Source organism: Candidatus Thorarchaeota archaeon (assembly GCA_021498125.1).
GTDB lineage: Archaea > Asgardarchaeota > Thorarchaeia > Thorarchaeales > Thorarchaeaceae > B65-G9.
In genome coordinates, this window is the sequence record JAIZWL010000005.1 from 101892 (window position 1) to 123575 (window position 21684).

Annotated in this window: 20 protein-coding genes and 1 pseudogene; 7 read left to right on the forward strand and 14 right to left on the reverse strand. The window is 45.6% G+C overall.

Annotated features, from left to right (window positions below; translation table 11 throughout):
• Nucleotides 1-3 precede the first annotated feature (3 nt).
• Complete coding sequence (locus K9W43_11420) at nt 4-858, reverse strand: hypothetical protein (GenBank protein MCF2137831.1); 855 nt, start codon at nt 856-858, stop codon at nt 4-6.
• Between the two features lie 2 nt (nt 859-860).
• A complete protein-coding gene (locus K9W43_11425) occupies nt 861-2312 on the reverse strand; it encodes a hypothetical protein (protein MCF2137832.1) in 1452 nt (483 codons plus the stop codon).
• 287 nt (nt 2313-2599) lie between these two features.
• Between K9W43_11425 and K9W43_11430 the strand changes: the two genes are divergently transcribed.
• The 4 genes from K9W43_11430 to K9W43_11445 all read left to right on the forward strand — a co-directional run bounded on the left by K9W43_11430 (nt 2600) and on the right by K9W43_11445 (nt 4980).
• Nucleotides 2600-3190 carry a hypothetical protein gene (locus tag K9W43_11430; protein MCF2137833.1) on the forward strand — a complete coding sequence of 197 codons (591 nt, stop codon included), beginning with the start codon at nt 2600-2602 and terminating at the stop codon, nt 3188-3190.
• 221 nt (nt 3191-3411) lie between these two features.
• Nucleotides 3412-3612, forward strand: coding sequence for a hypothetical protein (locus K9W43_11435; protein MCF2137834.1), 201 nt, complete (start codon nt 3412-3414; stop codon nt 3610-3612).
• A gap of 313 nt (nt 3613-3925) precedes the next feature.
• Nucleotides 3926-4078, forward strand: a complete 153-nt coding sequence (locus K9W43_11440) for a hypothetical protein (protein ID MCF2137835.1) — start codon at nt 3926-3928, stop codon at nt 4076-4078.
• Nucleotides 4079-4251: 173 nt separating this feature from the next.
• Nucleotides 4252-4980 (forward strand): hypothetical protein, encoded by a 729-nt coding sequence (locus K9W43_11445; GenBank protein MCF2137836.1) that lies wholly within the window; start codon nt 4252-4254, stop codon nt 4978-4980.
• Between the two features lie 67 nt (nt 4981-5047).
• Here K9W43_11445 and K9W43_11450 read toward each other — a convergent pair.
• From K9W43_11450 to K9W43_11465, 4 genes and pseudogenes are all read right to left on the reverse strand, one after another.
• Nucleotides 5048-5966: pseudogene (locus K9W43_11450) on the reverse strand (LLM class flavin-dependent oxidoreductase).
• Between the two features lie 90 nt (nt 5967-6056).
• Nucleotides 6057-6377: a hypothetical protein gene (locus K9W43_11455; protein MCF2137837.1), complete on the reverse strand. Its 321-nt coding sequence runs from the start codon at nt 6375-6377 to the stop codon at nt 6057-6059.
• Nucleotides 6368-7099, reverse strand: a complete 732-nt coding sequence (locus tag K9W43_11460; GenBank protein MCF2137838.1) for an FprA family A-type flavoprotein — start codon at nt 7097-7099, stop codon at nt 6368-6370. The genes K9W43_11455 and K9W43_11460 overlap by 10 nt, the downstream gene beginning before the upstream one ends.
• A 54-nt stretch (nt 7100-7153) precedes the next feature.
• Nucleotides 7154-8410 carry a hypothetical protein gene (locus K9W43_11465; protein MCF2137839.1) on the reverse strand — a complete coding sequence of 419 codons (1257 nt, stop codon included), beginning with the start codon at nt 8408-8410 and terminating at the stop codon, nt 7154-7156.
• A gap of 195 nt (nt 8411-8605) precedes the next feature.
• Here K9W43_11465 and K9W43_11470 point away from each other — a divergent pair, with 195 nt between their 5' ends.
• Together K9W43_11470 and K9W43_11475 are read left to right on the forward strand one after the other, a co-directional pair.
• The gene (locus K9W43_11470; GenBank protein MCF2137840.1) at nt 8606-9364 is read left to right on the forward strand and encodes a site-specific DNA-methyltransferase; all 759 of its coding nucleotides are present in this window, start codon (nt 8606-8608) and stop codon (nt 9362-9364) included.
• 1 nt (nt 9365) lies between these two features.
• On the forward strand, nt 9366-9965 hold the full coding sequence (locus tag K9W43_11475) for a restriction endonuclease (protein MCF2137841.1): 600 nt from the start codon (nt 9366-9368) through the stop codon (nt 9963-9965).
• A gap of 25 nt (nt 9966-9990) precedes the next feature.
• On the opposite strand, the gene K9W43_11480 is transcribed toward K9W43_11475, so the two are convergent.
• From K9W43_11480 to K9W43_11515, 8 genes are all read right to left on the reverse strand, one after another.
• Nucleotides 9991-10944: an amidohydrolase gene (locus tag K9W43_11480; GenBank protein ID MCF2137842.1), complete on the reverse strand. Its 954-nt coding sequence runs from the start codon at nt 10942-10944 to the stop codon at nt 9991-9993.
• Between the two features lie 82 nt (nt 10945-11026).
• Nucleotides 11027-12355: an amidohydrolase family protein gene (locus K9W43_11485; protein ID MCF2137843.1), complete on the reverse strand. Its 1329-nt coding sequence runs from the start codon at nt 12353-12355 to the stop codon at nt 11027-11029.
• A gap of 50 nt (nt 12356-12405) precedes the next feature.
• Complete coding sequence (locus tag K9W43_11490) at nt 12406-13833, reverse strand: hypothetical protein (GenBank protein ID MCF2137844.1); 1428 nt, start codon at nt 13831-13833, stop codon at nt 12406-12408.
• A gap of 34 nt (nt 13834-13867) precedes the next feature.
• Complete coding sequence (locus K9W43_11495) at nt 13868-14863, reverse strand: hypothetical protein (protein MCF2137845.1); 996 nt, start codon at nt 14861-14863, stop codon at nt 13868-13870.
• A gap of 191 nt (nt 14864-15054) precedes the next feature.
• A complete protein-coding gene (locus tag K9W43_11500; GenBank protein ID MCF2137846.1) occupies nt 15055-16068 on the reverse strand; it encodes a hypothetical protein in 1014 nt (337 codons plus the stop codon).
• A gap of 120 nt (nt 16069-16188) precedes the next feature.
• On the reverse strand, nt 16189-17388 hold the full coding sequence (locus K9W43_11505) for a DUF362 domain-containing protein (protein MCF2137847.1): 1200 nt from the start codon (nt 17386-17388) through the stop codon (nt 16189-16191).
• Between the two features lie 67 nt (nt 17389-17455).
• Complete coding sequence (locus K9W43_11510) at nt 17456-18007, reverse strand: hypothetical protein (GenBank protein ID MCF2137848.1); 552 nt, start codon at nt 18005-18007, stop codon at nt 17456-17458.
• A gap of 202 nt (nt 18008-18209) precedes the next feature.
• A complete protein-coding gene (locus K9W43_11515) occupies nt 18210-19193 on the reverse strand; it encodes a hypothetical protein (GenBank protein MCF2137849.1) in 984 nt (327 codons plus the stop codon).
• 961 nt (nt 19194-20154) lie between these two features.
• On the opposite strand from K9W43_11515, the gene K9W43_11520 reads away from it, so the two are divergent.
• Nucleotides 20155-21273 carry an MFS transporter gene (locus tag K9W43_11520; GenBank protein ID MCF2137850.1) on the forward strand — a complete coding sequence of 373 codons (1119 nt, stop codon included), beginning with the start codon at nt 20155-20157 and terminating at the stop codon, nt 21271-21273.
• The last annotated feature ends 411 nt before the right edge of the window (nt 21274-21684 follow it).

A 21684-nucleotide genomic window follows, 5' to 3' on the forward strand; every position in this document is an offset into this window, starting at 1 on the left:
GGATCACGCGGATGTGACGAGCTGCTCACTCTTTCTCTTTTTTATCTCTTCTTCAGCGAACTTGAACTGTTTGTATTTCTTGTAGCCCACTTTGATGGCCATGATAGATCCTGCAAGGACTAGAATCATCGCAGTGAGAAAGCCTCCAAGAAATATGGCGATCAGAGTAGTATTTGTGAAGGAGAGAAGATTGAAGAATAGACCTCTGAATACCAAGTATGCGACTTCTACGAACAGCAGTACAAGCAGGATTATTCCTGAACTCAGTTGTCGTTCGTGAATGTACACTTGTAATGCGACTTGCATTATTATTGCGGAGAGAAGGTTCCCAATGATGCTGAGGATGATCATCAGGTCTCCGGGGAAGAAATAGTATGGAATGTTACCAGCTTGGCCCCATGGAGTGAAATACTGGATATAGAATAGTGATAGGATGAACATGAGCTCTAGGAGCATAAAGATGATCCCTCCCAGACCTGTCACCCTGAGAATCACATTGTCAATATGATCCGCCCAGTCCATATTGGTGAGCCGCTGATATTCTTCGTCTAATGGTCGTGCCCATTCGCTGGCCTTCACGCATGCAGGTTTTCTGCAATTGACTATGGTGAGCAATTTGCCACCGTAATCTCCCACTCGACGTTCCATGCACTCTTCGCAAATGAGATCGCCACAGACATGGCAAACGCCCTTTGCAAGCCTGCCCGGGTGATTCACACAATCACGACTCTGGCTCGGGCCCAAGACTGGACTGCCACAATACTCGCAGCGATTCACTTTGTCTTCATATTGGATGGTGACCTGTCCTCCACAGACCGGACACATGATCGTTCGTGGATGAGTCCCTGCCTCTGTCATGATCATGTCCTCCTTACATAGTTGTCATACTGGTTAAAGAGACCATCCTCACGTATCCGCAGTGCGGGATTTTCCGGTCTTGATTTCGCACGTGCCTCCCACGAGCGGTGTCCTGTTCTCATAGGTGTAGCAGGAGCACGAACAGGCTTGCGGATTGCGATGCCACGCTCACGTGCCTCGGCAAGACTTACAAAGTCCGTATGCCGTATGATCCGAACCGCCTGAATGGTCACGCTAATGAGACCTGCATAGAACAAGAGCGGAATGATGACGATCCCTGCAAGAAGCATAAGAACGGCTACTGCTACGGGAATTGCAACTATGATAAGTATGAGAATTAATAGGGCCGATGCCGCATCATCATTTCCGCCGCCCCTTGATGAACCCTTTGCCATGCTCGCTGCTATGCGAAAGCCGAATTCCAATACGTATCTCATGGACTTTGCATAGCCCTCTAAGAACCTCTTGTAGATCGAACCGATCTTACTGAATCTGCCGCCTGCTTGCGTGAAGAGTTCATCTATTGGGATCACGAGAGACGCGGTTGTGACAGCAGGTCGATAACGCCCGTTGAAACAGGTCTCACAGAGAAAGATTGTGGACCCTTTCCATCGATCATCCACAGGTGGCTCTTGGGCGGTCAAGCACCTGCGACAAAACGGTTTACCACATACTGCGCAGGTTGTAGCTGCAAGATACTCGGGATGGTTCGTGCAAGGCACAAAGACACTACTTACGCCAAGCGTGACTCCACAGTATTGGCATTTGACAGTATTATCAGGCCCAATTTCTGAAATGGGAGTTGCACCACCACAGTTCGAACAGAGAATTGCCATTCCCTCTTTGGTCTTCATCGTTCGAACTTCTAAGACACGTTTTTCATCCTCTGGCGACAGTGGCTGTCCATCAGGGCCTAGAATTCTTGGCTCAAGCGGAGATGGTAAGATTCCCCGTTCGATCATTAACGCCTTGCGCTTGTCGCGTACGATCTTGACACCTGGCGGTGGTACTACTTTGTTCCAGCGAATTATGAGATAGAGCGCAAATGTGAGTTCAATGAGAAGGATCCCCAACGCAAGATTGCCCACAAAGATATCGAGCGTGTACCCAAAGAACGGGAACGTCCAGTGATACCCGATTCCTCTCCAGTAGAGAAAATAGCCACTCAGTATCACTGCCATTAGGCTGTATAGTATCTGAGCAATGACCGCGTTTCGTCGGAGATCGTCCACATAGTTTCCAATGACTAATCCAGGGACTGCGATTCCAAAGAACAACAAGAGAACATATGCTAGACCCAAGTCTGCTAGCTGTGGAAGCCCGTTGATATATGCTGCCAAAAGTCCGATGCTTGCAAAAAGACCCAATAATCCAAAGAGCATCTGTGTGAGTCCGATGAATCTTAAGCCTCGTGGACGATCAAGGATTGTATCGATCTTACCATCCGTCTCCAAATTTCTCCACTCTTAAGTACGACGTAACCTGATTGTGTCCTGTATGACCACGTTTGCTATTTTACTTTTATGTATTGTAAACATCCATCTCTGTATAAATCGCATACTCGTGATTCAAATAATTATAACTTTTGAGACTCGGTATTCGGTTCACGACCAACGGCCTTATATTGGTTAAGCGATGAGTCACGATTAGCATCTAGAATAATGAGGTAACGAGCCCTTTGAATCAGTCTAGTGACGATTCCCGAACTGACGCCCATCATATCGGATGGGTGGCAAATATTATGCGAGCCCTTGAGCTTACTCATGGAGTCGAGATCGCCCGGCGCTATTTGGCCATGAATGCCTTTGACGGTGCTTTGACCATGCTTGGCCTTATTATGGGTGGGCTCTTGACTATCAATGCTTCTAATCCCACACCGGGATTCAATGCTATTCTTTTGGCAGCGGCAGGGACCAGTATTGCCATGGCAGTCTCAGGACTCAGCGGATCGTATCTTGCTGAGACCGCTGAACGCGAGCGTGAGGTTGAAGAGATCGGCAAAGCGATGTTAACAGACATGAGCCACTCGATGTACGCAAAGGCATCCCGGACGACTTCGATCGTCGTCGCACTTGTAGATGGTCTCTCCCCGGCCGTCGCAGCAATGATCATCATTCTCCCGTTATTCTTTGTGCCCATGGGAATCTTAGAATGGCAGATGTCCTTTTACATCGCAATAATAATCTCTATGCTCTTGCTCTTTGTGTTAGGTCTCTTTCTGGGATCCGTATCGAAAAAGAGTATTTGGGGCTATGGTGCCAAGACTCTCTTTGCAGGAATCCTCACAGCCATACTACTATTCCTCGTGTCATTTCTGACCAATGCTGGATAATTAAACCAAATAATTTGCGAGGATCTGCTGTTCATCGCATCACAGAGAACTATAAGTTCAAATCCAGAATGGATATTGTAGTATGTGGGGGTAATGCGAACATGCGAACCGTGTCACTTTCTGATATAGATATAAATAAAGTAACAAGTTTTTGTTCATCACACTATGGTAGAATAATTCGAAAAAACTGGCGTTTTGGCTCAAATATCGTTTCACTCTTTGTGAGCGACGAATATGTGCTGCGTACTAATAGCAATCAGACTATTGTCATTGTCGTAGAGTATGATCTTGAGCGCAATACGGGACTTGTCACGATTTCTGCGAGTGGGGGGAAGAAAGGCCTTCTAGGACTTGACTGGGGATCAGAACGCGCGGCGGAAAAGACCGCCGAGAAAAGAATCCGCGAGCTCATCGGTTCGTAACAAGGTCGTCGTTACCCCCGCAGTTATCCCCGTAAGGGGGGACGTTAAGAGTGGAATCGATATCCTATAAGACACAGATGTTTTGATATTGATAATGCGTGTATTTTATCATACACTCATGTATTGGTATAGACGCAGGAAATGATGATAAGTCACGAACCCCAAGTTCACCTGCTGCGGAGGTGTTTCTCTGACAATAGAACGGTTTGAAGTTGACTCGCATGCAAAACTTGTATCGACCGGAGAAACGATCGATTCCTTAGATACCAGTAAAGTCCTTGTCTTCATTGATCATGAGAACAAGATCATCTATTTGTGGCGTGGTCAAAAAGCCGATGTTGTGAAAAAACTTGTTGGCACACGAGTTGCTGCAAAACTGAGTCATACTTATCCGGACTATCGTATTCGACCAATTGCTGAGGGTACAGAACCTGCCGCATTCAAGGCTTTGTTTGATGCCCCTTAAAGCAGTGCATATTTTCAAATATTAAATCGCGTGATCGGTTTTGTATTGAGAAATACAGTCTTGTTCAACCATTCAATCATTGATGAGTGAACACAAGATATCCAGCGAACATTAATAGTAGGAAACTACTTCACATAGATTTAGGAATATGACCCAGTATATCGGTGATATTTATGGTTAATCCGGCGGATACGCCCAACATTTTCATCGACCGAGAACTCCGGAGGATAGAGCTCACCTTGGAGAGTGGTCGTTATGTCTATCCGCTGAACGTGATTCCCGACGTGGTCTTTCAATCGCATCTTAGAATCCCCGAACTTGTTAAAGACCCTGAAACTACTCTGTATAAACTGTATCTGACATCAGTCGTTAGCACAATCATCTGTTCATTAAATCCAATTCTCCCGTTTCCGATTAATTGTGCACCCAAGCTTGTCTTTTTGACCTTAAAAGACGAGATAATCGAAAAGAAAATTGATGACATTGAAGGCAAATTGCTCTCATTTCAGGGTCGCCCTTTTGATGACACCATAGTTGAACGTTTTGAATTCTTTCGTGATCTACATCTTGATGAATCTTCAATAGATCGTAATAGACTGGGCGCAATTGAAATCTATGGCGATAAGACCTATCTGAACTTGCTCAGAGAACCAAGGGTGTCATTAGTGACCAAGTGGAGTGAGCCTGGGGACTCGCCTCGTTCCCGGCAAGTGAATTGCATCACTGAGATAGTGCCACGAGGAACCCTGTTCTATAGATATATGTTGGCTATTAGAATACTCTTTTCGAGATGCTATCTTGATCTCCTTGGTCGAAAATATGCATGTGCCTACAAATTTTGGATCTGCGAAAGTCTCACTAAAGATCTTACAGACCCTGAAGGTTTTTTTATGCCGCGTTGAGTCTTTGATTCTGTGGTGAGTCAATTACGCTTATTTTGTGGTCAAGACATCGCATCTGTGAGCAATCTTATCTGTTCGATTCTTGATCGCGTGGCAACATCAGGATTGCATGGGATACTCCTAGAGATTCATACCTTCTTAATTTGTCAACAACATCGTCAACAGTTCCCCACAACGATGATTCTACTCTCTTGCGATAGTCCTCAATAGGAATTGCACGTTGTCTTGCGCCCTCAATTATCTGTTGTTCCATCTCCGTCCGCGTCTGAAATATTCTTGTCCAAAATCCAACAGATCGTTTCACATCTTGTGGTCTTCGTCCATACTTTTTGATGAGCGTATCAAGCTCGCTGAAGATGTGTTTACAGTCCTCAATTGAGAAACTCCACGCAACATTCAGTCCGTCGCCCCATTGAGCGGCAATGCTGAGCATCCAAGACCGCGCTCTCATGGTTCCAACCCAGATAGTCGGATGCGGTCTCTGAACAGGCTTTGGTAACGAGATCAAATTCTCTACGGAGTAGTGCTTTCCATGGAATGAAAATCGTTTGTTCGTCCACGTTCCACAAATGATCTGTATCGCTTCTGCCAGTTGTTCGATCCGGACCTTTGCCGAGGGGAATCTATAACCATAGGCCTTGTATTCGAGCTCGTTCCAGCCTGCGCCGATCCCAAATTCGAGACGACCATTCGAGAGCACGTCAAGGGTCCCGGACGGTCGCTCCCATCTTGGCATGAAGCGCTGGTTGTCTATATGAATTGCAAAAGACAAGACCACCTACGCGGATGTCTTCAACCTCACGGACCAATGCCGACATCATTAGCCAAGGATCGAGAAGTATCTTGTCAGTAGCTGTCTCGTTTAGTATGAAATGATCCGAGAACCAGAGAGTTGTGAAACCTCCGTCACGAGCAGCCAGGGCGATAGTCTTGACATCATCAAATGAAAAACCAAACTGCGGTTCTATCTGGACACCAATGTTCAACGAGTATACCTCCCGAAGATGACTAGAGATATACTCGTTGTCTTGGATATTACTTGTGGTATCACCGTAGCAACGGCAAAACCGTCCGAGTTATTTACGTCTGAAGAGCCTTCGAAAACGTGAAGTGATCCGTTTCTTGCGTTGTATCTTGTCAGGGATTGGTACTCCATGACGCTTTGCCAAGACCATTACTGTCATTCGAGCAGCAATGTTCTGTTGAGCATAGTTCACAAGAAAGTCGTTGAGTGCTCGTTCTTTATCATCTGCAAGCCAGTCTGTTGTATCATCATCGAGCAAGGCAATACCTGCTGACTCACAGATTTTTGCCATGCGCTCTCGTCCATAGATTCCGAGACCCCGCGCAACAAGGGTTCCAATTAGTTGTTGCATAGTTTCCTCACTTACTCCCATACACCCACCTCCAGATTACGCAGGGTTTCTATGGCCTCTTTTACTTTGTCACGTGGTATGATCGATCCGTGCTGAGGACAGATCATGTCGATGTCGAGCGGGTCGATCTTACGCAGGAAATTGACCACATGTCGATGGTCCGACAGGTACGGTTGAGAAAATACCTTCATTGCTTCGAGATAATACTCGTTCGCATATAGTGACCAATCTACAGAAAAGCCTGCAAAGATGTCCGAACTAAAGAGGATCTTGTACTTCTCGTCGTACGTCACCATTGCTCCGGGGAAGTGCAGGTAAGGGGAAGTGATGAATTCAAGCACATGATCCTTCCCGATTTCTATTGTGGTACCATCTTCCACAGCAGTGACTTCTGTCTTGACATCGTAGTAAGGAATGAAGAGGGCAGTTCGTTCTGTAGTGACGATCTCGAAATTATTGACGCCCACGACTTGTTCAATGAGTGGAATTGCCGCACAGAGGTCCGGGTCCTGATGATGGACGATGACCATTGTAATGGCATCAAGTGGTACTACAGATTCTACTTTCTTTTTCACCCAGTTCCAATGTTTGTCGAGGCGCGAGCCCGGGTCGATAAGTATTACTTGGTCTTCTTCAACAATCAGATAGGGGTTGTTGGAGAAGCCCGCATCATAGTCCGGCCAGCCGACCCACCAGAGACCGGGCTTGATTTCTACAGCTTCTTCAGGATTGATTTCTGTCATTTTAGCTCGCTACATCAGAATGAATGATGGATTATTTAGGTTATGTGGACATACTCATGAGGAGAATGCGAGCAGTTCCTCCAAGAAGAACGAGATCTCGTCGAATCCGGCCATCTCTTTCTCAGAGTATTTTGAGAAAAAGTCTTCCTGAACACTGTCCGCGAGTGCTTTGATGAAATTGGTCTTCTTGTGGTCCGGTAGTCCACGGATGAACCGTCTAATTAGTTCAAGCCATGCCGTGTGTAGATCCGATACCTGTCGCGGTGTCAGACCTTCATACATCTCAAAACTATAGTTGATATCGATTTGACTATTCCATATCCTGATCTCTGACATGATTTCGGGTTTCTCTAACTGTTGCCCAGCCGCTCGTAGTGCTGCTATGATCTTTTCGGATTTGTAGAACTTAAGCGAACGTTGGATTGCCAGATCCAGTATCTCTTTTGACCAGAGAATTCGTTTCTTTTCGGGACTGAGGACCTCAACAGCTCCTTTTTCAAACAAGTAATCAAGAAGCCGATAGACTCGTGGTTGAAACTGATCAATGAGGTTCTTTACCGAAGTGCGCCCATCAAGATGCGATACGACTTCTGGAAGGAGTCTTGCCAATTCCTCAGAGTACGAGAGCAATTCTTTTTGTTCAGGTGAGTTTGTCTTAATATATTTGTAAAGATTACGAGTCGAGATCAAAATGTCAGTTGGCTCCAGAAGATTTCGAAAGACTATGTCCCCGCTGGTCCACATGTGAGTGATGACTTTTAGGACCTTATCTGAGGGGATATCACTGTTCTGTACTATTAGATTGATGTCATTCTTTCCGTTAATCAGGCTTCGCAGGTTTTCGGTCAGCCACGATGCCGCGTTTTGACTTGTAAATTCAGGTACCCAATTTTCAGATATGTTTTGAATTCCTACTTGTTCCACTATTATCTGTCGGAACTCATCAAACTGCGACAGATTGTCAACCACTCCCGAAATTGTTCGATCACTGGACTCATAATATCTTTTTTCGAACTCTGCTTGAAGCTCTCGCAAAATCTCTACAATTTCTGACGTGACCTTATCACTGAACGCGGAAAAAATAGTATATTTCCCAGTGACTAGTGTCATCAGTCGCTTTCCATAATCGACTTGAAATTCGCCTGCTTGTTGATCGACAATCTCTTTTGAGAAACTCTGAAGGGCACCAAGAAATCCTGCGACAAGTACTGGATCGATGTCTGTGAGTCGCGGGTCAAGGCGCTGATACAGAAGAGGAAGTCCAGAACCTTTCTCAATAATTAAAATGCCTCTAATTCCAACGCCTTTCATCAGAAGACCTCTATCAAGTATTCATATTTTAAAGTCTACACGACTTGCGAAAAGCAATTAAGAGAAACATACTGTGATTATTAAGATTGCTTATGTAGTACCACTCAAATTTCAATATGTGAAAAACATCCGGGATTAAAAAGGGCTGTAAGGACGATAGTTTGATAAGAGTTTATTACGGATTGACAACGGACAATGATGGATCAATCACGACTGTCTGATTTTGATGTGAGTGGGGATGCTGATGTAGATAGTGCGGGAAAAAGAAAACAGCCCGAAGGTTTTACAACATCCGATTTGATTTTTAGTGCTTTTGTAGGCAATAACGAAGACATTTTCCCTGATATTCTGAAACTGCATGTGCCTAAAGGTAGTATTATCGCAGATGTGACATATGGAAAAGGGGTATTTTGGAAAAAAGTGCCTAAGGATTGGTACAAGCTACTTCCATCCGATATTAAAACGGGTATTGATTGCAGGAAATTACCATATGAAAATAATAGTATTGATTGTGTAGTTCTTGATCCACCATATATGGAAGGTTTCTATCGACGTAGTAAAAAGCATTTGGCAGGTAATGGTTCCTACGCCACTTTTAGAGAATCGTACTCTGATGGCTCTGCTCGTAAGATCAAAACTGGACCAAAATATCATGCAGCAGTCTTGGATATGTATTTCAAGGCAGGTAGTGAAGCATATCGTGTATTACGAGAAAATGGTGTTCTTATAGTCAAATGTCAGGACGAAGTGAGTGCTAACCGACAAAACTTGACACACGTCGAGATTATTAATGAATATGAGTCAATCGGATTTTATACAAAAGATTTGTTTATTGTAGTAAGAACTAATCGTCCTGCTGTCAGCAGAATAAAAAAACAGGTACATGCGAGAAAAAATCATTCGTATTTTATCGTTTTTGTTAAAACTAAAAAAACACGAAGTACTGGTGTGTAGTATGGCTACTACGATATTTGATGAGTGGCAAGTGACACTCAGGGATATTGACGAAATAATCATAAATAATCCTAGTTTGCGGGGTTTTCTCTTTGGCTATGTTGCTGAATATAAACTTCGGGAGATTTGGTTTTCTCCAACAATCTTTCATGATGTAGGCAAACATGATAATCATGATCGCCATAAGAAAGGTGATTTGTTTTTTACCTATGACGGTGTGAATATTCTCATTGAATCAAAGTCGCTGCAAACAAGTACGGTCAGAAAACTTGAAGATGGGACTTATATCGCTAAAGCACAGGTTGATGCTAGTGATAGTCGTGAAATAACCTTACCCAGTGGGGAAAAAATAAAAACTACCTGTTTACTTGTCGGAGAATTTGATTTACTAGCAGTTAATCTTTTTCCATTCCAGAAGAAATGGGAATGGGCTTTTGCAAAAAATTCGGATTTACCTCGCACTAAATATTTCAGATATAGTGAAGACCAACGGCAATACCTTCTTGCAACTACTGTTACAGTCACATGGCCACTCCAAGATCCTTTTAGGCCAGAACCCTTCGAATTAATTAAGGAAATAGTAAAGGATCGAAAGAGATGAGGGAACTCGGCAATCTAACAGTTAACTAATCCGAAATAGTAGTAATATTTATAATATTCGTTATATTTTGCCAATAAATCTTATCAATCACATCTTGAGGTAGCGAAAGTCCATTTATGATTGTTCCACCTGAAAGAATTGTATCAGTATCAACAAAGGGCAATGGCACTTGTGTAACATCAGTCTCCATGAGCAAGCGTTCTGATAGATAGCGACCTTCGTAGTAACTAACATCATTTGTACGGGAAACGCAATCCGTACCAAAGATAATACGATCTGCATATCGGATTAGGAATTCGCGGGCGCGTTTAGTATCCCTGCCCAGTTCACGAACCATCCATCGTGCCGACCCTGTGTCTACGGATAAGGTCGGATTATCACGGAACCAACGTCCAAGATTATCAAGTCTATGGATCTCTGGCTGAGCACCAAAATGAGCAACTTGGTAACGAACTCTAGGACTGCGTTTCATGCGATTCTCGAACTGTTGTAGATGATCTTCTTTAGAGCCAAATTCTTCTGCGGGGTATTTTGTAGCGTAATATGTGTCAGGATCACTAATGTGGATGAGCACCGGAATATCAAGGTCACGAAACACGTCGAACAAAGGGTCTAGTGAAGGATCATCGACGGCGATGACCGAAGGTCTCTTCAGACGGGTCTTCCAAAAGGGGGCAAAATGCAGCTTTGCTACGGAATAACCTTCCTCTTGCATTTTCTTGGCTTCTCTGATCGCGGTATCAATCTCGCCACCCATCAGCAGCCGACCCGAGAAATATTTTGCATAGACAAACAAACGGGGATAGCGTCGCTCAATAGGTTCGATCGAATCCCCATGTACAATGAGTAATGCCTTTTTCACGCCGTACTTTTTTCCAATTCGCACCTGAAGATCAAGATGGTCAAGGTCAACTGCATGAGTATGAGCATCGAAGATTGGACCTGTGTAAGTTAATGCCGGATCTAATGAAGTCATCATTTTGACCTTCTCCACGCGAAGGAAAAAGGTTGTCTAAACGGCATTGCGTCAGTGATTGTTCTCATCACCTCTGGCGCAGTATTCATCCCAATCGTTTCCATAGGGCTTGAGCGCTCTTACGGGAGAGTGTGATTATTTTATCAGGATCTATTTTAGTGAGGTGATGGTCATGAACCACCTCTGTCCCTCGTACAAGAACATCTCGGACATCGCGATTACCAACACTATTGAGAAGATGACCAATTGCAGTATGTGCGTTAAGAGGGGTTGGCAGTCTCGATCCATCAATGACCACAATATCTGCGTCCTTTCCGACCTCAACGCTCCCAAGCCGATCTGCAACACCGTAACATCTGGCACCGTCAATTGTTGCCATCTTCAGGATTGCATCAGGCCCTATGGCACTTGGATTCCCACTTGCCAATCTATGGATGGTCAGGGCTGTTCTCATGTTCTCGAACGGGTCGAAGATCCAGCCGTCATTTCCCAGCCCGACACGAATCCCTCTCTCAAGCATTTCCAAAATTGGAGCCACTCCTACTGCGTTGAGCATGTTGCTCATGGGATTATGAACAACAGCGACATCCCTCTCTGTCATGATGTCCAACTCGTTCTCGTTGACATGGACACAATGTGCCAAGACCGTCTGTGGGCCGAGCGCTCCCAGTCGATCCAATCGTTCAATAGTACGTTCCCCGTAGCGTTCGAGATTATGATAGAGATCAACAAGTCCTTCCGAGGCGTGGATGGTGAGCGGGACATCCAGCCTGTTTGCAATGGCTGCTGCTTTTTCGATGAGACCGTCACTGACGGTGAATGAGGCATGAACACTGATCATCATGGAAACCAGATGTGACTTGATGAGATCGGATCTGGCGAACTGTAAGGCTTCTTCGAGACCTGCCTCTGCCTCCTCCGGAGAATGCCTCTCGGTCACTTCAAATGCAATGACTCCACGAATACCAAGTTCTTCCGTGGCCCGTGCGATCGCCTCAAGACTGCCCTCGATCGAGTTCGGACCGGAATAGGTATCCGCATAGAATGTAGAACCGCTTCTAAGCATCTCAGCACCGGCCGAGAGGGCACTCGCATAGGCATCGTCAACGGTCAAGGCCTCATCTACGGGCCACCAGACGCGCTGAAGAACCTGTGCAAAGTCTTGTGGAGGTTGAATGTTGAGTGTAGCTCCTCGTAACAGGATTCCATAGAGATGAGTGTGTGCAGTGATGATTCCGGGTGCCACAATGCACCTATTTGCATCAATAATGGTATCGGCGGACTGTGAAGGTTCACCCTCAGCGATCTCATCAATTTTCCCGTCCTTTATGTAGACGTAACCACGGTCGATCACACTCTGTGAAGAGTCAACAGTCACGATGGTTCCATCTCTGATCAGGGTGGTCTTGCTCATATCAACACCTCAGACTCAGTCATTGACTTCGTAGCTAATCAGTCTTCGGATTAGAGGTCCATCTCAACATAGCTGACAGTACCTCTCCCGGACTGATAGATGATCCCTTCTCGTTCGAGATCTGAGAGCGCCTTGTCAAACTCGGCATCGGCGATCCCCTCAGCCGCCAGTTCTTTGCGAAGAGCGTCAAGAGGTACATCTTTTCCGATCCCGTCTGAGAGTTTTTTGATCACCTCTACGATCATATCTTGTGTTGTCTGGTGGGTCTCACTCTTGAGAAATTTTTTGGCAAGGGTGGCTGTTGACTTGTCTTCAGACGCAGCAGCGCGAGCGCCCTTGAGAGCAGCAAGTAGCGCCGAGGCAGTAGGTGATTGTGGACTGCCTTGTTCTTTATCCGGAGTATCCTCAAAATCCTCAAGGCTCACTCCTTCTAAGCCCTCTTCGGAGACATCTTCAATATACGGGATCGTCGCATCGGCTTGGATCTCAACACCCAACCATGACGAATCAATGTCCTTATTGAGAGGTGCCGCACGGAGTAATTGTTTGCGGTATTTTTTTTGGATTCGTTTTCGTTGGGTTTCAAGATCCGAATCCGCACATAGTTCGACCCCAAGACGAAGGATCAGACGTTCAGCAGCACCCCGAACACGAGCGTGGGAGTCTGTTGCAACGTAACTGAGTACTTTCATTACCGCCGGGAACTTACTCTCCTTGAGATTAACGCTTTCAAGTAGGGCCTGTTTCACCCGCCAATCCGTATCTGCAAGAATGTCTAGTACTATCCCTGTACTGGATACGATTCCAAGCTCAGCCATACGGGTGGCCACAAGTACCCGTTCTCTCCAGTTGCCATTTTTCAAAAATATTTCCGCGTAACGGATAGTTGCACTGTCAAGAATGTCCAAGATATACGGGATGAGCTCACGCTTACGTTCCAACGACTTTCGTATCAATATAGGGATCAATCGTTTGCGTGTGGCCTCTGGAAAGAATGTCAGCCGCTGTATCGCACCGTATGACACGGTCTCAATGTGGTTCTTAATCTTATCAGTCACCCATTTTGTGCCTAATCGCCCCAGATACGCCATGATCCCGAAGACGGTGGATTGATGTTCGCGTCCCAATTTCTCCAGTGCTTCGATCCAGAGCTTGTGCTGGGTTGTAGATTGGGGGCCGCCCTCGTATCTGAATTTCTCTTCAATGACTTGTAACACCTGTTCTCGCTCAGCAGGGGTGATGTTTACAAACGATGAAAACATTAGCGTAATATAATCTCCAAAGACATTTCGAGCAGCAGTCCGAAACATGAGCCTGCGTACAGTCATATCCTCAGCCTCAAAGAGATCTACCGCCTTTGGTAAGATCCCCTTTCCATTGGGGTATGCCATCATCTTGCCTGCGGCTGAGTACATGACCTTTGCATCAGGAGAGTCAATCGAGGTCCAGATTCCTCGTAACGCACGGATATGCTTCATCTCAAGCTTGTCAATATCAATCTCTTCTGACAGCTCAGGACGCCTCCTTTTCTTTGGTCTTGGACTTTTTCGTGCTACGTCTTTTCTTCGGGGGTCTTTTCTTCGTACTCTTTTTCTTAGTGCCTTTTCTCGTGCCTTTCGTGGAGCCCTCCTTGGAACGGGTTGTCTTGCTCTTCTTTGGTCTCTTCGGGGGTGCGGCCTTATCCTTTGCGATATACTCTGTCAGAGGCACCTGAACATCAGATTCTTCAGAATGTGCCTTTGTTTCAGTTGGCTCCTCCGGTTCTTCTGCCTCGTCAATGATCTCTCCGTTCAAGGTGACCTGCGCGGTCGCTTCGGGATCAATAACATACGAGCTCTCTTCCAACTCCATATCAAGAAGGATATGCGAATGGAGTGTAAGAAGTTCTTCTGCACGAGGATCATCTTTAGCCAGTTTTGTAGCTGTAATGTCAAGTTGGCGTAGCAGCAGGCAACCGAGTAAACATTTTCGTAAGGGCTTTAGATCGTAAGCATCATCTTTGATCTCGGGACGGGCGGCCTCAAAGATCTCCAACCGCTTTCTCATGATATCAGGGACCAGGTATCTGAAACCATCATGTTCCAGTCCTGTGAGTGCAAAAAGTTCCGTCTTTCCAGCATCGATCATTTCTTTGACAAGGGTTGCACAATGGTTTCTGGCAGCCCTTCGACCTGCTTTCCATGATGAATCCTTGAGAACAATGTCGAGTAATTCACGAGTAGTGATGTTCAGAGGTACATTGAGCGAGAGCATATCCAGCGAAGCAAAAAGGCCATCGCGGAGAAGCCCGATGCACTCGGTAATCTCTTTCTCGCTGAGAGTCTTTGGTCCCTTTCGAGCAAGGTCGTTCAAGATACGATGCCATGGATACGCCTTTTTGTCGCGCCAATATCCCTTTAGAGAGTCCACTACCAGATCCATATCGCCTCGTCGGACCATGTCTGCAACCTTGAGGACGAAGGCTATTGTGGCTGGGTGTCGTACTCTCCGGGTGGGCAGAAATTTCATCCTCCACTAATACTGTGGCACATACTTCTATGTTATATTGCTTTTCTGTGGTTATATTGCCCCAGTAATTCTAGCTCTGTTAAACATTGTTGGAACAAGAAACCGCCCTTCAAAAGATTACATTGCTAAATGATTGAGCCACAATCCGTTCAATGGCCTTCGAGTCAAGAGTCAAGTTTGTCAGTGCTCCGTCAGTAGTCCGAAGAACCGGATAGGTCTCGAACAGGTTGTTGGCAAAAGGCGCGTAGCGCGACCATTAACGCGGTATCAGGTTCATCCCCGATTCCAAAAATGCTCACTGAGGCCCGTTTCTCAATGCTTACGACTTTATTCTCGTAATAGATCGAACGAAGAGTCGTGTCCGCTTTTAGAAGGTCGCTGAGTGCTGTCTGCAGGGCCGTAAAGAGCGCAGAGAAGAGCGAGGGATCCTCAAGAGTTGTGGTCTTGAAGTCATACATCAGAACCGGATATCCCGCATCGGTCATCACGAGTAACTTCTCAAACCGACGTTGAGTGAATATCAGATTTAGCGGTCTCCGAAAGGTCAGCAATATCCAGACGGTCCACCCTGCTGCAAAGAAGAAGGGACGGAACTCTCGAACGATCGGTGACGACGTGAATGCAGACATAGCCGCCCATGTCAGGAGAAATATGAGTACTATGAGAAGACTGGCTGCATCCGCCTTCGCCTTTCGATTCTTTGCGAGTCGTATCTTGGTGACGATAGGGAGTAGAAATACAATAATAAATAATACGATGAGGGGAATAACTAGAAAGTTTACTACTGGCGAGTAGGAGGCGGTAAACATTCCCGTGCTGGAATCATAGGACACAGTGAACCAGTCACGATTGATGTAGGCCATCAGGGTCGCTCCACCAAGGATCGATGCGATGTTTGCTCTTCCGGGAAGCTGATTGTATTGAAAGTAAAAGAACGAATAAAAAATGAAAATTATTCCCGAGATTAGGAAAAAGTTTGCTGCACTCCAAGATAATTCTGCTGTCTCCAAGGCAGTAGGATCAATAGTGCTTGTTATCAACCTCATGGCGGAGCTGAATGACAATAAGAGAAATGCACCAATCATATACAGATGCGAAGCGAATTCGTATCGTGAATATGTTCGATACATCAGGACTGCTCCCGAGATGAAAGTTACTTGCTCAAAAATAAATAGAATCAATTCTATCGGTGGTGGAACTGCCATGTTTTATGCCTCTTGTTGTCAAATTCGTAGAGCATTGTGGATTATGAATTTACTGGATAGACAGAGGTATGAACAGGCACGGGCAAATGCCTGTTCAAAGGTCGTAGAAGTGATCGTAGCTTAGAAGAAGGAAGGCTCTTCTTCACTGACTCCCTTGGGAGGCTTCATTTTCATGGTCTCTTCAGGTGAGAGGACCTCTACTAACTCGTATTCCGATGTACCAAGGCCTAACTTCTCAGCGTATCTGACTGCAAGGTATGGATCTTTCATGGGACCATGCAGACGGGCAAAAGGATGCATATCGACCGTTGGGTCAAGATTGGCATTTATGAATGGCGGGATCATCTTCTCGATGAGACCCTCTTTTGCGATAAGGTCCAGTGAGGCCTGCTCAATAGCGACAATGTCGCGGCTTCCCAGTACACCAATGTCATTGACCACATGAGGTTGTCCGAATCCCCAACAGTCACAATATGCCGTGATGTCAAGCAGAAAACTGAGATAGAAGATCTTGTCCTTATCGAATGTATCCAAGACATGTTTTGCACCAAGGGCCATCATCTCTTGGAATACTGAGAAATTCTCTTGTCGGATCTTTAGACAACCCACTCCCTCATCAGCCTTGATACATTCCATGCATTGGTTGCACATGTCAAATGAGATCGTGAGCTTGTGCTTTTCTTCATCGTAACTAATAGCCTTCTGCGGGCAGGATTTGACAAGTTCTTTGGCATGTTTCGGTGTGCACTTGTCAGCATTCCAGTAAGGGATTGATTGACCTACAGTATGATATTTTTTCCAACGAGTCTTTGCTGCGAAACCACCAAGTGCAATGTTCTTGATCGCACCACCGAAACCACATGAGTTGTGACCCTTCACGTGTGACAGGTCAACAAGAACATCGGCATCGTACAGAGCCCCTGCGAGCTCCATCTCAGTCACTCCGTGAAATTCCGTCACGCGAGTGTACGTATAGCCATCCTTTACACCGGAGATGGGAATGATCGGGCATCCGCAGGTCTCCTGAGTGTATCCGCGATAGACTGCATTGTATACTGATGTTGGATTATCTGTGATGAACGGGAACGCGCCTTGTGCCTTTATTGCCTCTACAATCCTTCGCACGAAGAACACGGGTACTGTCTGGTAGCCGTCACCAAAACCAAGGTGCATTTTGACTGCGACCTTTTCCTTTTTCTCAATTGTCGAAAAATCCAGCCTCTTGATGATCTCGTCCACTTTCGCACCGATTGAGGCAAACTTGGCTCTTGCACCATGTTGTATTGAGCCAAAATACACTTTTGCTCGAGAATTGTTCATGTGAAGGACATTCACATTCTTAAATATGGCTCTATCGACTGGCGTAAAAATGCGAACGTGTGCTGCATCACCGGATAATTTTCACGACCGAACTTGGATTTTGGCGTACAAGGATCTCAACGTAGTCGTGACTTCTAATTGCTAAGAGAGCAACGCCTGTTCCGAGATTACCGTCTACGATTCTTATCGATTGACCAAGGCTTGTTGGGCCCAAGAGATACATGACGGCGGCTATTAGAACGATCACTGCTATGAAGACCTGGATCGTAAAGATGTCGAGGGGAAGCCTATCGTACAACCTGAATGCAATATGTGTGGCAATAAGCAGACCGGCTGTAATCGCCAAAAACCCAACTACCACATTTATTGCTGATACATCCTCGTAGCGTCGCATCTCATGCCAGTGATCATCACACACTGAGAGCTTGATCCGGAGTGGTTCGACTGATGGATAGGAGGGCTTCTCAATACCCCAGAGAGTTACACGTGCTGGAGGAGCTTTTGATTTGGTCGATACAGTAAATGGATGAGTTGCAGGTCTGCCACAGACAGGGCAGATATTTGGGAACACGACCTCGTGTAGTTTTACTTTTACAAGAGTGCCTTTCCGTAGAATCAAATGGCTCCACTCCGGTTTACTCTGTAGCGACCTAATTGCGATACAAATAATCTCCTATTCAAGTACGTACGGCCTCAGCAAGCATAGTTACCTTTGACAGTTCTGGACAAGTGATCCGTAGGTCGTGGCACCGCAAGGTTTGGGTCCTGTCGATAATACATGCCTGAGATTGGTCACTCACGTGACACGAGATGCCTCACGATCAGAAGCTATCCAACTCTTTCCACTCTGGAGGAGGTGCAATGTCGTGTGGGAGTATGAAACATTCATGGAGCGTAACACCCGTGGATGAAGTAAGGGATCGCCCCGTCCATAATGCCCCTGGATATTGTCCGATCAAGTAGGCTTGCATGGGGCACGGGAGAACATCCTGAAGAGTGGCGATGTAACTCGTGATCATCTCATACGTTGCTTCTTTGATCTCAGATGTCTCAGTATATTGTCGCAGTCGATCTTTTCTCTTTGGAGTGTCTTTTGCGTCCAAAATAATAACTAAAATACAGATCACGAAAAACACAGCGAATGCGATCAGGAAAGTCATGAGGATTTTGAAATCGGGGGGACCAAAGACTGCTACGAAGAGAGGTAGTCCAAAATAAGATAGAAGCCCAACTATCCCAATAAAAACAAGGACATCATCAATATATGGATTCAGCGGGTTCTCGGCATTGTCAAGAGGGTCTTTAATGACCTGATGCCATTTCTCGAATTCCTCGGGCATTATGATCTTGAGATTTCTAATGGTCAGGTCGATGACAAATGGTTGGTGGAGACCCATGACGTTGCGATCAGATGTTCTCCAGTCTGAGATTCTGGGCAGTCCGTGGTAAAGTTGATCGAGCGTTGAGAGCATCATGGTAAGGGTACTACGGTTCAGGCCTTGATACCCCAACTGCTGGTTCATCTCTGTATACACATTCATACTAAATGCAATCGGTCGGATAACGATCATGGTGACAAGCACAAGTAGTGCCAATATCTCATACGGAAGAAGGTTGGTTGAAGGTTCTTCGAGGTGCATCCCGACAATTATTGCAACAAGTGCTATCAGCCCCAAAAGCAGGAGAGTAAATACAAATGCGACTGGTAGCACATATTTCGGAACTCGTACGGAATTAGACCATGATGTTTCCCCGCAGACGTATTCCTCAAATTCTTTTATGCAATCCTCTCTCTCACTCTTCATCTAATATTCCCCCACTCACGAGAGGGCGCTTTCGAATTTTAGTGTACTGGCGATGAATACAATTGTTCTCACCGAAGTGAACAACTCATAAGGATAATTCTCTACAATTTAATGTACATCATACTTTTAAGATAGATGATGAATGTTTTTTCATTGGTGTTTTGTTATGAGTTCTGAAACGCAATCAATTTATCAATCAATACCACATCTCATTGTATTTGTAGTGTTGTTATTCTATGAGTCTTCATCATTCTCATCATTGATCTTGATGTTATCTTCGAGTGGTAGTGATGTAAATCCCGCATTGATCGTTACGTTCTTACTAGTGATAGTAGTGCTTATTCTTAGTGTTCTTGGTTTATTCTTTATCTGTGCGGATATCTCCAAGTACAAGTTAATCGCTTCAATTAGCTTGATCCTGTTGATGGTACAAATTGCAATTTATGGGATTGGATTAATAATCGCGATGATATCCGGATAGTTTCAAAATATAAGAACAATCTGTTATCTTCCCTCAGGGCTTGGTTAGGCCGCCATAGAAGAATGATGCGGGAAGCTTTGCTTCCCTGAGGGAACTAACGGAATCAAGAAGTAGCAGCAATAAGCCATGTAGAGAGTATATTTAATATAAGATGACTTGGACATTTGTGGACAAAGTGGATAGAAACTTAATTATTCCCATCCTATCTCAAGTAGGATATCTCAAATAGGACCTTTGGCATGATGTGAAGGGAGTTGTTGCCCACAGCCGTTGCTGTGTGAACACGGCGGACGTGACGTCTGTCCAAGACGGCCCATCTTACAATCAACGGTTCATATCACGATAGCAAATAAATATGGCCGTTTGCAATGATATTCAGCAAGACTGGAGGCATACTCTACGAGCGACGACCAAGAGAGCCCCGTACCTTCCCAAGAGAACGATGCTGAACTTGACAACGTTGATGAACGAGATCCCACAATGGTCTTTGGTACTGCTTCATTCTTGAACGATATGGGTTCCGATATGATTGCGCCCATTTGGCCAACGTTTCTCTCTCATCGACTGGGGCTCAATCTCTTTCAGATCGGAATCATTGATGGCATGGCAATCACAATAACTTCTCTGACCAAACTTGCATCAGGGTACGCTTCGGATAAGACCGGAAAGAGAAAGTCCTTCATCACGAGCGGGTATCTATTGTCGCTGATCGGCCGATTCATGTTCATCTTTTCGGCGACCTTCTGGCAGATCCTCTTCTATAAGGCCCTCGACCGAATAGGCAAGATGCGAGGTCCTCCAAGAGATGCGATCGTCGCAGCACATGCTGAGGAAAAGAATCGTGGTCGCGCCTTCGGGGTCCTTAGAGCAATGGACTCGGCGGGTGCAGTGGTCGGAGCAACTCTCAGCTTTTTCCTCTTCATGTACTTGGGATATTTTTGGACATTCATCCTTGCTGCGATTCCTGCCGGTCTCTCAGTCCTCATCATAGTTCTGTTTATCAAGGAACACCACGGGAAAAATGTCTTCAAGGGGGTCTCGTTTCGAGGTCTCAATCGCGACCTAAAGATGTTCCTTGTGGCCTCGATCATGCTGGCACTGGGAACATATAGCTATTCATTCCTGATCCTGTTCAGTGCGGATTTTGGTTACACCGATGTTCAACTTCCATTATTCTATATTTTGTTCACGGCGGTTTACGCAGCCTCCGCGTATCCGTTTGGTCGTGCCTCTGATAGAGTTGGGCGTAGGCCGATCCTCTTGGCTGCGTTTGTCCTTCTAGGAATAACTTCATTGTGGACCCACCTCGTCACCGACTGGTTTACGGCCATCCCACTCATGATCTTCTTTGGGCTGACCAATGGAGCTCTTGACCCAGTTCAGACAAGTTTTGTATCTGACTTGGTAGAGGAAGAGCGACGCGCAAGCATCATTGGCGCATTTCAGATGTCCATCGGATTAAGTGCTCTTCCGGGAGGAATGCTTCTCGGTTGGGCGTGGGATAACATCGGCAAGCTTGCAGCATTTGATCTGTCGCTGTTGCTTTGTGTGTTCGCAACAATATTATTGCTGCTTGTTAGACCAAGGACGATCAAATGAAACAAATCCGGAGCCGTGAGCCCATATTTCAACACAACATCATTCTTGTGTAATCTTTTGACCCAATATGCTAGGATCACAGAACACGAGATGTTTCAACATGATTATGTACTTTGGAAACTTCTGTTGCGAAAAGTTGTAGCTCCGATGGTTCTGCTGGTTTCTACATGACTACGAGCTTCTTAAACCGCTATGTGGAGTGGTGGTGAGCACCCCACATGAGCAGGCCATGCGAACGCCGTGCGCGTCCGCGCCGATTTTTCGACAGGGGCCAGATACCGTTCTTTACCCATTCTAAAAATGCTCACGTTAATAAAGGCCCGGTCATGGTTTCAACACGACAACGTACTTCTGAAACTAGGAAAATACACGAAAACGGTGTCCACAGTCTTTTCTAAGGAGGGGAATAAT